Origin of the sequence: Allomuricauda sp. CP2A, from assembly GCF_001683915.1 — a bacterium.
Taxonomy (GTDB): Bacteria; Bacteroidota; Bacteroidia; order Flavobacteriales; family Flavobacteriaceae; genus Flagellimonas.
The window spans coordinates 1-14,059 of sequence record NZ_LXTT01000006.1; the positions used below are offsets into that span (position 1 = coordinate 1).

10 protein-coding genes and 1 pseudogene are annotated in these 14,059 nt (G+C 42.1%); 9 read left to right on the forward strand and 2 right to left on the reverse strand.

The window, feature by feature from the left end; all coding sequences use genetic code 11:
• Positions 1 to 70 precede the first annotated feature (70 nt).
• Both A7D14_RS00790 and A7D14_RS00795 read right to left on the reverse strand, forming a co-directional pair.
• Positions 71 to 1,333 carry a site-specific integrase gene (locus A7D14_RS00790; protein WP_081894290.1) on the reverse strand — a complete coding sequence of 421 codons (1,263 nt, stop codon included), beginning with the start codon at positions 1,331 to 1,333 and terminating at the stop codon, positions 71 to 73.
• Positions 1,334 to 1,512: 179 nt separating this feature from the next.
• Positions 1,513 to 3,729: a xanthine dehydrogenase family protein molybdopterin-binding subunit gene (locus A7D14_RS00795; RefSeq protein WP_218058491.1), complete on the reverse strand. Its 2,217-nt coding sequence runs from the start codon at positions 3,727 to 3,729 to the stop codon at positions 1,513 to 1,515.
• A gap of 451 nt (positions 3,730 to 4,180) precedes the next feature.
• Between A7D14_RS00795 and A7D14_RS00805 the strand changes: the two genes are divergently transcribed.
• From A7D14_RS00805 to A7D14_RS00845, 9 genes and pseudogenes are all read left to right on the forward strand, one after another.
• Positions 4,181 to 4,624, forward strand: coding sequence for a GNAT family N-acetyltransferase (locus A7D14_RS00805; RefSeq protein ID WP_067028967.1), 444 nt, complete (start codon positions 4,181 to 4,183; stop codon positions 4,622 to 4,624).
• Between the two features lie 8 nt (positions 4,625 to 4,632).
• A complete protein-coding gene (rpsU, locus tag A7D14_RS00810; protein WP_067028969.1) occupies positions 4,633 to 4,830 on the forward strand; it encodes a 30S ribosomal protein S21 in 198 nt (65 codons plus the stop codon).
• 28 nt (positions 4,831 to 4,858) lie between these two features.
• On the forward strand, positions 4,859 to 5,050 hold the full coding sequence (locus tag A7D14_RS19575) for a hypothetical protein (RefSeq protein ID WP_083157916.1): 192 nt from the start codon (positions 4,859 to 4,861) through the stop codon (positions 5,048 to 5,050).
• A gap of 31 nt (positions 5,051 to 5,081) precedes the next feature.
• The gene (proC, locus tag A7D14_RS00820) at positions 5,082 to 5,888 is read left to right on the forward strand and encodes a pyrroline-5-carboxylate reductase (protein ID WP_067028973.1); all 807 of its coding nucleotides are present in this window, start codon (positions 5,082 to 5,084) and stop codon (positions 5,886 to 5,888) included.
• Positions 5,889 to 5,891: 3 nt separating this feature from the next.
• Positions 5,892 to 6,668 carry a glutamate 5-kinase gene (gene proB, locus A7D14_RS00825; RefSeq protein WP_067028975.1) on the forward strand — a complete coding sequence of 259 codons (777 nt, stop codon included), beginning with the start codon at positions 5,892 to 5,894 and terminating at the stop codon, positions 6,666 to 6,668.
• On the forward strand, positions 6,668 to 7,867 hold the full coding sequence (locus A7D14_RS00830; RefSeq protein WP_067028977.1) for a glutamate-5-semialdehyde dehydrogenase: 1,200 nt from the start codon (positions 6,668 to 6,670) through the stop codon (positions 7,865 to 7,867). Before proB ends, A7D14_RS00830 begins: the two co-directional genes overlap by 1 nt.
• A gap of 336 nt (positions 7,868 to 8,203) precedes the next feature.
• The gene (locus A7D14_RS00835; protein ID WP_067028979.1) at positions 8,204 to 8,536 is read left to right on the forward strand and encodes a YegP family protein; all 333 of its coding nucleotides are present in this window, start codon (positions 8,204 to 8,206) and stop codon (positions 8,534 to 8,536) included.
• A gap of 651 nt (positions 8,537 to 9,187) precedes the next feature.
• Positions 9,188 to 11,335, forward strand: coding sequence for a DUF5723 family protein (locus tag A7D14_RS00840; protein WP_067028981.1), 2,148 nt, complete (start codon positions 9,188 to 9,190; stop codon positions 11,333 to 11,335).
• 354 nt (positions 11,336 to 11,689) lie between these two features.
• A pseudogene (locus A7D14_RS00845) lies at positions 11,690 to 14,059 on the forward strand (hypothetical protein); the annotation flags it as partial.

Consider the following 14,059-nt stretch of genomic DNA (forward strand, 5'->3'; position numbering starts at 1 on the left):
GTATATATCATTAAATATTTATTTAATGACAGTATGAAGTTCCTCTAAAGGGTAAAGTAAGATTTTATTTTTATGCAATTCCCCACGCCTCTTTCAATTTTTGGGCGGCCTCATAATTTGAAATTTTGAGATAACGACGGAAAGCCTTTTCTGATTTATGGCCAGAAATCTTCATGATGAGTTGCACATCGATGCCATTTAGGTAAGCATTGGTACAAAAGGAACGCCTACAGGTATGGGAACTTATCAATTTATATTTTTCCAAAAGTTGCGCTTCTTTTATAGTTCCCCGTTTATGTTCAATCTCTACTTTTTGGTGAAGTTTGGCTGAATCCCCAAGTTCCTTTATGCGCCTGTTGAAAGTGAATGAATCAATATCAGGTGCATATCCATCATATCTTCTCAAAATGCTCTTGACTTGGGAACGAAGTGGCACTACAATTCGGCCAGAAGTCTTCTTTTGTCGGATATTCAAAAACCCATTATCATCCAAATACTCAGGTCGAATCCTCGAAATATCGGAAAACCGAAGCCCTGTCAAACACCCAATTACAAAGAAGTCTTTTACTTTCTCCAATTCTTTATCGGCTTTACAATCAACGGCTGCAATTGACTGAATTTCATCATCGGATAGATAGATATGGTCCACTTCTTCTTGAACTACCTTGAATGCCGAAAGATCTATGGGCTTGATACGGTTTCTACGCATACGGTCATTTAAGAAGGCCTTTAAGTTTTTCACCAACTTGCCTATCGTGTTGTTCTTCATTCCGACACCTCCATTTTTTAATGGGGCATGGTACGCTAGGTAGTCCGTCCATTCTTGGTAGAAATGATAATCAAAAGCATTGAAATCGATGATGATTCCCGAAAATTCCTGGAAACCCTCCAAATGCTTTTTAAGTGAATTGTAATCCTTGATGACATCTTTGACCACCTTGCTCTTTTTGCTTTCCAGATAATGGTCAAATTCAGTAAAAAAGTCTTGGACAGGTTTTGAATTGATGGACGGTTCACCTTCTTCAAATTGTTTCTTGAACATCTTTTTTGAAAGTGGCCTTCCTTGATTTCGATAGCTGGAAACAATTTGATTGGCCAAGCTGTCCATTTGGGTAAGTTGAACAAATTCGGAAGCGACTTCTTTCGATTTTTTCAAGAATGATTTCTCTGGGCTCCAATATTTCGGTTGGATTTCTATTCCTGTATCGATTTGGATTCTCGAATTACGATTTTCATAATATCTTAATTTGATACTATGGGTTCCATTTTGATTGGATTTATCCGGTATGTAGAATTTATAATTGTACATCAGCGTGCCGCATTCGTGCCGCATTTTTCACGAAAAGTAGTGTTTTATGATGTAAAATAAAAACTAATATATATTTAATTATTTGATAATCAATAAAATAATGTAAGTTAATGAAATGTTAAATATTAGGGGCAGCATCCCGTCCAGACCGCAAAAAGCTCCGAAGTTTCGGGGCTTTTTTGTTTTATGTTATTGATAAATTGTCATAAAAAAGGCTGGTCGTACAATCGCTTTCCGGTGGCTTTGTACATGGCATTGGCCAATGCGGGGAATACGGGCGGAAATGCCGGCTCACCCAATCCTGTGGGGTCAATTTGGTTTTGCACAAAATGAACTTCTATTTTCTTCGGTGCTTCGGTCATTCGAATCAATCGATACGTATCAAAATTTTGTTTGTTGGGCTTGCCATCCTTAAAGGTCAATGACCCAAACAGGGCATTTCCAATTCCGTCCACTACAGCACCTTCCAAGAGATTTTTTGCTGCATCGGGATTGATTACAATGCCACAATCCACTGCGCAATACACTTTTTGAACTTGAGGTTTGCCGTCTTCCATCACCAAATCCAAAACTTGGGCCGCGTAGGAATTATGACAGAAGTATGCCGCTACTCCACGAAACACCCCGGGCTTTTCTTCGTCCCAGTTGGACTTTTCCCTGACCAATTCCAAAACGCCTTTGTAGCGAGCGGGGTCGTACTCGTTTCCTTCGCCCACAGGGTCATTTTCCGCCCTACTTAACAATTCCAATCTAAATTCGATGGGGTCCTTGCCCATTTTCTCGGCCAACTCATCCAAAAAGGATTGTTCGGCACAAGCCATGAAATTGGAACTTGGCGCCCTAAATGACCCTACCGTTATATTGGAGGGAATCACCCAACTTTCTGCCACATAATTATCCAAGGTCCCAGCTGGAAATCGATTGGCATACAAGGGGCTTTCTGGAATTCCACCTGCGTTGATATGTAATCCCGTCAAGTTATTGTTGGTATCCAGTGCCGCCTTGTAGGTAGCTCGGTAGGTTGGTCTATAAATTCCCGAGGTCATATCGTCCTCCCGGGTGTACACCAATTTTACGGGTGCTTTCATGCGTTGGGAAATAATCCCTGCCTCAACCAACCAATGCGCATACGACCTACGGCCATAACCACCCCCCAATCGGGTCATTTGAATGTCAATATTTTCCAAAGGGATGCCCAAACGTGCCGATAGCGTCTTTTCCGTAAATTCCGGTTTCTGCAAGGGCCCCGCAAGCTCTGCTCGATCCTCTTTTACATCTGCAAAAAAGTTCATGGGTTCCATGCAATTATGAACCAGAAAGGGTGCGGTATACGAACGTTCCAAAACTTGTGATGCATTGCGCAATGCGCTTTCAGGGTCTCCATCCTTTCTTTCCACGCTCCCTTTTTGTTGGGACATTTCTTCCATCTTTTTGGAGTGTTCATCGGTGCTCTCTAGTCCCGCAGGGAAAAACAGGGTTTGTTCGGTTCCAAATCGGTCTCTGGTAACCGTTAGATCAGAATTGGGTTCCCATTCCACATTGGGTTCAAGTGCTTTCTTGGCATTCATCACCTGCCATGTGGAATCTCCCACGACCACAACCAGGTCCAAAAAGGAGTTGGTATCAAAAAACTGCCATTTGTAGTCTTCGGGATAGGTTGTAATGGAAAAGACATCCCTGATTCCGGGCATATCTTTTATGGAAGAGGCATCAAAATCTTTCAACTTCAACCCAAATGCAGGGGGATGAATAATCATGGCTATCAACATTCCTTCTTTTTGATGGTCCATACCGAACAAGGGTTTCCCCGTCACAATTTTTTTTGCATCGACATTTTTTTGGGAAGTCCCAATTAGGGTAAACTCCTCTATATTTTTTAAAGGAACCATCTCCGGAACAGGTAGTTTGGATGCGGCGGTGGCCAATTCCCCATACCCAGTCTTTTTGCCACTTTCTGAATGGAAAATTTCACCTTTTTGGGCGGTCAGTTCTTCCATGGGCACCTCCCAAAGCTCAGAAGCGGCTTGCATCAACATGTATTTTGCCGAAGCGCCTGCTTGCCTAAGGCGTTGCCAGCTTTGACGAATGGCCTGACTTCCGCCAATGAATTGACGGGTGTACTTATCGGTGTCCAACGGAGCTTGTTCCACAATAACCAAATCCCAATCCGCATCCAGTTCATCGGCCACGATCATGGGCATGGATGTCTTTACGTTTTGGCCCCCTTCCGGGTTGGGCGACATAATGGTGATCATACCATTTTCAGCTATTTTAATGTAGCCATTGACTTCCACCCAATCTTCGGGCATAGTACCTTCCAATCCTTTGGTCTTATCCTTACAGGATAACACCCAACTAAACCCCAACAGCATCCCTCCACTGGCCAAGGTTGATGATTTTAAAAAAAGGCGTCTATCCATTTGGGTTTTCATGTCTGTTGGTGTTGAAATTGAACTTTATTGCTGAAATCAATTTAAAAAAATTGTATTCCTTTAAAATTACGAATTAGATTTCTAATAAACCGTCATTCTAATTTCAACATGAAAATACAGGGAGAATAATTACGGTGCTGAAAACGTTATAAAAAACATAAAAGCCCGTAAAATTGGGATTTACGGCTTGTATGACTTATCTTTGTCCCGATGAAAATCAAGCTCCACGAGAGAAAAAACTGTAGGATTCTAAGTTTTACCTATCTGGTATTTCGTAACCAACCGGATAAATTCATTCCGCCTACCTTTTAATTTCTGCCTCTGACCAAGGTTTCTCTTGCAATGCGCAATCTTGAAAAAACAACGCTTTTCAAGATATGGCAAAAGCCCTATTTGTAACCATAAAAACCCTAATATCATTCTATCGCAAAACATAAGCATGGTAATCAAAACCTACGATGCCTATACCAGACTTTCAACCATGGAAGCCACACGTTTCACCAACTTTCTTTTTGAGCACCAAGAAGGAAGAAAGGCCACAAAACAGGCCATACGAAAAGCCATTCAGTACTCCACGAAGGAGATACCTGGATTGGGCGGTTATGTGTTCTCCATGGAAGACAAGGACAACATCCTTGCCTTGGCCGTGGTGAACAAAACAGGGATGGGGGATTATATCCCGGAAAACTTTATGGTCTTTTTTGTTGTGCACCGCGAGTTTAGAAACCAAGGTATTGAGGAAAAGTTATTGGATTATACCCTGCAGTATTGCAAAGGAGATGTTGCCATCCATATAACCGGCGAAAACCAATGCCCCAACAAACAATTTTTTGAAGAATACGGGTTCAGCGAAACCCATACAGAAATGAGATTGAACAGATAAAACAAAATATGCTCAAAATTGAAGTAAAACCTGGCGAAAGTATAGAAAGAGCCCTAAAACGCTATAAAAGAAAATATAGGAACACCAAGCGTTTGGACGAAATCCGCGACCGCCAGGAGTACACAAAAAAATCAGTAGAACGAAGAAAAACACTAAAAAAAGCACAATACAAAGAAAAATACCTTAACGAAAGGGAAAACGAATAGTCTTAAACACCATTACATTAACAACAAAATGAAACTTTTAAAGATTAAAAGGGAAACCAAGTATGAAAAACGCTATAGCGTCAAAATGGGAGAACTTACCACCCAGGTCACGTACATTAAAAGATACATCTTGGGGCTTCCCATACGCACTCTGCACAAGTATAGGGAAACCTACTATGGTAAGGTAAAAGACTGCAAGGACTGTAACATATCCATCTAAAATAATCATATAACCTTTTTTAATCCAAACAATGAAAGTATTGGTAATTGGCGCAGGTAACATGGGACTTACCTATGCCACAGGTATGTCCAAATCCAAATTGTTGAAGAAACGCAACATCATGGTACTGGACAAGTCAAAAGAAAAATTGGAAGAAGTAGGAAAAATTGCCTATTTCGACGCCATTGATAAGATCGAAGACTGTGTTCCACAAGCAGACATCATCTTTTTGGCAGTAAAACCCTATCATGCCGAGGAACTTTTCCAACGCATGAAAAAATTGGTAAACCCGGAACAATTGTTCATTTCCATAATGGCGGGAGTCACCATAAACTATATTCAAGAAGCTTTGGGAATCAAAAAAGTGGTAAGGGCCATGCCCAACTTGCCGGCACAGGTCGGTATGGGGCTAACAAGCTATGTTTCTGCCGAAGAAGTATCCCGTTTGGAGCTTTTTATGGTGGAAGGCCTATTGGACACCACAGGAAAATCACTCCGGGTAAAAAATGAAAAGTTCATTGATGCATCCACGGGAATTTCTGGAAGTGGTCCGGCATACGTTTTCTATTTTATGCAGAGCATGATGGAAGCCGCCCTGCAAATGGGATTCTCCGAAAATGTCTCCAAAGTATTGGTGAGCCAAACCTTTACCGGTGCGGTGGAGTTGTTCAACCAGAACAACCTAAATCCCGATACCTGGATGGAAATGGTGGCCTCCAAAGGAGGAACAACCAGGGCCGCCTTGGATTCCATGGAAGACAACAATGTAAACGAATTAATCAAAGAAGCCGCCTTTGCAGCATTTGGCAGAGCTGTGGAACTGGGCGAAGAATACTAAATCATGTATAAAGAACTCGTGGTCATCAAAGTAGGTACAAATGTGATGACTAATAAAGACAACAGAATTGTAAAGCCTGTGCTCAACAATTTGGTACAGCAAATAGCAGAGCTATATGAGCGCGACATCATGACCATTTTGGTCTCCTCCGGATCGGTAATTGCCGGTAAGGAGGTGCTGGGAAAAGCAAAGATCAAAGACAAAACCCAACGCAGGCAAGTGTATTCTGCCATTGGGCAGCCCAGAATGATGAGAAAATATTACAACATTTTTAGCGATTTCGGGATGAAATGTGCCCAGGTACTTCCCACAAAAAGGGATTTTAACCCTGGGGTGCACCGTGACAATATGATCAATTGCATTGAGGGACTCCTTTCCGAAGGAGTAATACCGATAGCCAATGAGGATGATGCCGTTTCCGTATCCATGTCCATGTTTTCGGACAACGATGAACTGGCAACCCTGTTGGCCCAATTAATGAGAGCCGACAAATTGATCCTGATGACGGACATTGACGGCCTTTACGATGGACATCCCGATAAAGAGGAGTCCAAAGTAATTGACAAGGTTGAGCCAAAGGAAGATCTGGACAAGTATATTGAAGAAGGAAACAAACAAGAAGGTGAAGGCCGTGGAGGAATGGGCTCCAAATTGAGCTACGCCCAAAAAGCCGCCGCCGATAACATTCCATCCTACATTGTTAACGGTAAGCGGGATAACGTAATCCTAGATGTTATTGACGGAAAAAACGTAGGAACAAAAGTTTCAAAACCAGAGTAATGAAGTTATTAAAAACAGATTTAAAAAATAAAGTATTACAAGATATGGAGCGAATCCTCGATGAAAATCGAGAAGAATTGCTCCAAGCAAATAAAAAAGATTTAGACGCATTTAACCGCGACGATCAGGCTTTGTACGATCGTTTGGTCGTGGACCAAAAGAAAGTGGACCAAATGATCCAGGCCGTAAAAGAGGTTCGCTTGCAGGAGGATCCTGTGAACAAGGAAATCTCCACAAGAGAGCTGGACAACGGTTTAAAGATCATCAACCGTACAGCACCTTTCGGCACCATAATGATCATTTATGAATCGCGTCCGGATGTAACCGTTGAGGCTGCCGTACTAGCTTTCAAGGCCAACAACAAAATATTGTTGAAGGGTGGTAAAGAAGCCTATCACAGTAACAAGGCCCTTGTTAAGTTTTGGCACCAAGCCTTGACCGAAAACGGATTGCCCGAGGATTTTATCCAATTCTTGGAAATGGACCGAACCCAGACACAGGACTTTTTGAGGAATCCGGACCAAGACTTGGATCTTATCGTTCCCCGTGGCGGTGAACGCTTGATCGCTTTTGTGAAAGAACATGCCAAATGTGCGGTTTTGATAAGTGGTAGAGGAAATAACTTCCTATATGTGCACAAGGAAGCGGATTGGGAAAAGAGCTTAAAAGTGATCTTGAACGCAAAAACCCATAAGATTTCGGCCTGTAACGCATTGGACAAAATTTTGATGGATACCCAAATTGATGGCTACGAGGGCAAGCTCAAGGAATTGAAGCAAGTTCTTACCGCCAACAACGTATCCATTTTGGTGGATGAGGAAGTCAAAAAAGTGTTGAAGGATGAGGAAGTCATTCCAGATGCCTCTGTTTGGCAAGAAGAATTTTTGGCCATGAAGTGCGTTATCGGTGCCGTCAACAATATTGACGAGGCCGTGGAGAAAATCAACAAAAACTCTGGCGGTCACTCTGCCTCCATCATGACAGAAAACAATGATGTGGCAAAAATCTTTATGGAAAATGTAGATTGTGCGGCCGTGTACCAAAACGCCTCCACCCGATTCACCGATGGTGGGCAAATGGGTGTAGGTGCCGAGCTGGCCATTAGCACGGACAAATTGCACCACCGAGGGCCATTGGGCCTAAAACAATTGGTCACCAACAAATACTACGTATTTGGTGATGGACAGATCAGGGTGTAAATATTGCATCATATAAAATAAAGAGGTCTAAAAAGCAACAAAAGTTTGAATTTGTCAGGTTTAGTCCTTCGACTTCGCTCAGGATAAACTTAAGTCGAAACCCATTGATTATCAGCATTTTTTAGGTTCTCGACTGCGCCTGTCTGCCGACAAAGGCAGGCTCGAACTGACAGATAACGAGCTTTTTAGACACCCCTCTTTTTTGTGTAACGACAGTATTAAAATCCCATCCATCTAGCCTAAAGGCCCAAAACCTTGATTTATTGATAAATTTAGCCTCTTTTATTGGTCAATTTTTAAGAAATTATCTAGATTTAGTATTCTAAACATATTACCATGGGAAAATTTGAGATTAAAACAGATAAATCTGGCAAGTTCAGGTTTAATTTAAAAGCTGGGAACGGCCAAGTAATTTTAAGCAGTCAGGGATATTCCTCCAAAGCTGCCTGCGAAAATGGCATCGAGTCAGTGAGAACACATTCACAGGACGATGGGAATTTTGAAAGAAACACTGCAAAGGACGGAAGCCCTTATTTTAACCTAAAAGCATCCAACGGGCAGGTTATTGGAAACAGCGAGATGTATTCCAGCGATTCGGCCATGGAAAATGGTGTTGCTTCCGTGAAAAAAAATGCTCCAGGTGCTTCGGTCGAAGAGATTTCTTCCTAGCCACAAAAAATATTTTTTCGAATACTGAAAAAGGCAGCTCAAATGAGCTGCCTTTTTTATTCCATGATCATTTATGGCCATGTTTATCCACCCCATTTTTTTTAACCACCAAACCAAATTGCCCATTCGTTAGTTGAAATGGGGCATTCATAAGCTGGCCTATCTTAAAAATAAAAATACAACTTATGTTTGTTGTGCAATTACGCGTTAAAACATATTGAAAAGCAAGATCAATTTTAACGCATGCACATATAGCAATGCACTTTTTAAGACTGTTGGTCATAAAAGTGTTTAGTTTAGTTGAGGTTTCCGTTACGCCAAGGAACTATAATGGTTCCTTGGTCGTAATGGTTTTTTATTTTTAAACCTCTCCTCTCCTGCCCATTTCACATGCAGGGATTCTTTGCGTTAAAAACAAAATAAGCTAAAGCTCCTTTTTTTGGCTTTATGTGAATGAAGTATTTTCTTACACGCAAAAGGCTCTTTTACCTTCATTAAAAAAACTGTGGTGAACCCAGCTTTTTGATTTATCAATTGAAAGGGTGCATTCGTTCATTTCCATATAAGCCCCATACATATTTCTATTCTCTTTGTACAACGCTAATCCCGTAAAGATCTAGCTGCAAATCAACTTTATAAAAAATTAGAAAAATGAATTCAAGAATGATTTTGATGGGAATCTTACTCATCGTGACCATCGGCACAAGTCATGCCCAATCCTATATTGGTTTATTGGAGGACAACTACAATGGGGTGCATGGTATTATTTCCAACCCAGCTAACATTGCCGATTCTAAACTTAAAACGGACATAAACCTTTTTGGAGCAAGCTCGTTTGTTGGGAACAACTATGTTGCTTTTAACCTTGGTGATGCTTTTAGTGATATGAGCAATGCATTTGACAATGCTGCCACCTTTCCTTCCAAGAGCAATTTTATAGGATGGAACATTGATGTGCTTGGTCCTTCTGTAATGCTTAGTCTCAGCAAAAAACACTCTTTTTCCTTTTTTACCAGGGCCAGGGCTTTTTTCAACCTAAATGATGCCAATGGAGAACTTTTGGACAAAGAAGGAGGGTTTGATGAATCTGAGGATTTCTTTTTGGACGAAGGAAATATCTCGGGGGCCTTTAATCTTTGGGCTGAAATAGGTGCTACTTACGCCAGGGTGCTTTTGGACAATGAACAACATTTCATAAAGGGAGGACTCTCTTTAAAGTACATACAGGGTATGGGTAATGTTTACATACATGGCTCGGACATCACTGTGGATTATGATTCAGGTTCACGCCAGGTTGCCACTACCGGACTATTTAATTATGGCAATACAGCCAGTCTGGATGATGAGGGCAATGGTGGTAACTATTTCGATTTTAATGGAGGAGCAGGCATTGGCACGGATATAGGGTTTGTTTATGAGTGGAGGCCTGAATATGCCAAATACACCAAAAAAGACGTCAATGGAAATCCCATTGTGGACCGAGGTACCAATAAATACAAGTTAAAGTTCGGTGCCTCTATCACAGATATTGGTAAAATTAATGATGTAAGTGGTGTTGATCGCTTCTATGACCTTAATGAAACCCAAGACATTGATAATTTTGACGGTGATGTATTGGAAGAAGCCCTTTTGGACAACTTTCACCTGATATCAGAAACCGAATCTGTTAGTGTCACCTTGCCCACTGCGCTCCACACCAATGTAGATTGGAATATCACTTCCAGATTATATCTCAACCTGAATGCAGACATGCCCCTTACATCCAAAGAAAAAATCAACACCAATAGGGTGTTGAACCAATTCAGGCTTACCCCTAGGTTCGAGAGCACTTGGCTTGGAATTTATTCTCCTTTAAGTATTCTCGAAGGAGCAGGCTTCCAATGGGGAGCAGGACTCAGGTTGGGGCCAATATACTTAGGGTCTGGATCTATTATTTCAGCCATAGCCGGTAAGAACACGAAGGCCATTGATGTATTTGCCGGTCTTAAAATTCCTGTGTATCAAAATAGGCTGAAAGATAAGGACAACGATGGCATAATCAATCAAGAAGATCAATGCCCAGAGGTTGCTGGTCCAATCGAAAACAAAGGCTGTCCTTGGAAAGATACTGATGGAGATGGCATTTTGGACAAAGACGATGATTGCCCCAATGAAGCAGGCCCAACAGAAAACAAGGGTTGCCCTTGGAAAGACACCGATGGTGATGCCGTATTGGACAAAGATGATCACTGCCCCACCGAAGTAGGGTTAAAAGAATACAATGGCTGTCCGGATACAGATGGGGATGGCATCATAGACGGTGATGATCGCTGTCCGGCTACTCCCGGAAGTATAGAACATAAAGGTTGCCCTGACACTGATGGTGACACCCTTGCGGATATTGATGACGAATGCCCCGATATAGCTGGTCCAGTAAGCAATAATGGTTGCCCAGAAGTAACCCAGGAAGTCCAAAAACAATTGAACGACTACGCCCGTACCATACTTTTTGATACCGGAAAGGCCACCATCAAATCAGAATCCCTTTCAACCATGGTGGATATCATCCAAATCTTGAATGAATATCCCAATGCCAAATTTACTGTGGAAGGCCATACCGATAGCGTGGGAAGCAGTGAAAGTAACCAAAGACTGTCCGAAGCCAGGGCAAACTCGGTCCGGGATTTCTTGATCAATGAGGGCATTGCCTCAGATAGGTTGTCTGCCATTGGTTTTGGAGAAGAAAAACCGATAGCTACCAATTCAACACGAATTGGAAGACAACAGAACAGAAGAGTGGAGATCAACCTAATCAAATAGCTATCCTGTCCATAATTCAATTAAGAATGTAAGGTTTGGTGTAACTCGTGTATTCTTAAAAAAGCAGTGATAGTTTGCCGCCAAGAAAAATCTTGGCGGCTTTTTTTGGTCTTCTCTATACTCCAAAAGAAAGTGAAACATCAAGAATAAACTATAGTACAACTTCCTTGTAAAAACTCAAAATGTCCCTATTTGGAATTTTCGCCATAAATCCATATACGCCTTTCGTCAATTCTAACCTCACATAGGTTAATTGGCTCCATAATATATAAGGTAGGTATAGTACTTTAAATCTATGTTAACATAAAGCCATGTATTTCTTTCCCAAAAATATGTGGCAAAACCTACTTGCTTATGACTAGATTTTTACACTTCCCGACTACGGACAAATCCAATATGAAAACAGAACTTCCAAATGTTCGTTTTTATTTATCGCTAAACAAGCCCTTGTCGATTCTTGGTTTATTGATCATTCTGCTGCACAGTACTTCAACCATAGGCCAGCAAGTAGACACATGGTTCAGAGCGGGAAAAGGAATTAATTCACCTACTAATGGCATTGGGTTGTCTAACCCTAACCCGATAACAACATTGGGACAAGATGGAGATCAAGTCACTGCTTGGTATGATATCGTATATTACTCTGAACAGAATGCTGTCCCCCATCCAGACCCTTTGGATTATTCGTTACCCTATCCTGACGGTTTCGATTATCCCTTTCCCAACAGCGGTGCAAACCCCCTTTATCTGGAACCCATTGGATCAATTCCTGGGTTGCCCACAGTAAGGAGGAATGCTACGGATAACATAAACTTTAATCCAGTGGTTAATTTTGATGGTTCTGGAGATGGCCAGGCATTACACTTTAGATCTAACTCACGTGGTGATGTAACCGTTTTCGTGGTCTTCAAAGCACTTGGTGCAGGCAATAGTACCGAAACCCAAAGGCTGCTTTTTGGTGGTGATGTAGACCAACACCATCTATCTTTCAATCCAGATGATTGGACAACGAATCTATCATTGGGTATGGCCCAAAACAACCATTTTTCAGTAGGAAGGTCATGGGAAGGCAATGGTGCTGGAAATTTTTACGAAGGTTCCATAGACCTTCTGGGTGAGCCTGCCATAGGTGCTTTTACGCGAGAAGCAGGTGTCGACTCTGAAACATTTAATACACATGTCAACGGTCTGGCTGATTTGTCCCAAATGGTGAACGACCCATTGGCAGACAATGATTTGTTCTATTTCAATAAATTGGGCAAGCATTTCAACAGCAATGACCCCAACAGAAATCTAACAGGAGATATTGCAGAGGTGATTTTGGCAGATTTTCCAATGTCTGACAATCTAAGGCAACGAGTTGAATCTTATCTAGCCATTAAATACGGTATCACCTTGAATGCTGCAGGTCAGTTAGGAAGTATTACTGGAAACGACACATATAATTACCTAGCTGCAGACGGAACTACAATATGGACAGTAGACCCCACATATAGTTTTGATATTGCAGGGTTAGGTAAAGACAGGTATAAAGACGTCTTAAATTCACTTAGCTTGAGATATGACCTTGACCAGAGAATATCCAAAAGTGTCAATACAGAGGCCATCGTTACAATGTCCACCAACTCAGATTTCTCCACTGACAACTTGGATTTTACCAGAACCGAGATCGATGCACAGATAACTGGGGCTATAGATCCTTATGAACATAATTATTTACTATGGGGCAATGACCATGCCAGTTTAAATGTTACCAATGTAGAATTACCAAGTCCAAATACCTCCGTCATCGAAAGAATCTCTAGGGAATGGCGAATACAGAAAACGTTTTCTGTCGGGGTTGACCCTATTGATAATGTTAGCTTAAGAGTTGATTTATCAGGTTCAGATATCCCACTCACTGATTCATGTGCCCTCTATTTAATGATAGACACCGATGGAGATGGGGATTTCACTACTGGGCCAATTACCTACATCAATGCCACAAGCGTTATTGGCACTGATGTCTTTTTTGATAATGTCACTTTTGAACATCAAGATGTATTCACTATTGGCCATGGCGATCTGGTACCTCCTACCGCAAGCAATCCGACCACAATAGTGGTATGTGATACTGTTCCCGCACCAGACCCAAATGTGGTTACCGATGAAGCGGATAATTGTGCCGTGGACACCGTTGAACATATAGTAGGTGATGTATCAGATAACAATTCCAATCCAGAGACCATTACACGTACCTATAGAGTAACAGATACCTCAGGTAATTTTATTGAGGTAACACATACAATAGAAGTATATACATCCCCTGATGCCGGCACCCCAACAGACCTGGACATCTGCGAGGGGGACAACATCACATACGACCTGAACGCACAGCTCGCCGGGGAGGACAGCGGCGGCACATGGACCGACGTGAACGATGCCTTCGGCAATGGCGCAAACTCTGTCGTGGGAAACCCCGCCAATATGAACTTCTCCACAATATTCCCCGGAAGCTATGACTTCAGTTATACCGTTACTGCCACCCCGCCTTGTACTGATGCCACTGCAACCGTGACCGTGACCATCACCGACCAGCCCGATGCAGGGACCGACGGCAGCACCAACATCTGTGAGGGGACCGCCCTATCCGAAGCAGACCTTTTCGCACTGCTGGGGGGAACCCCCGACGCAGGGGGCACATGGAGCCCCGCATTCGCAGGGGCAGGCGTGTACACCTATACC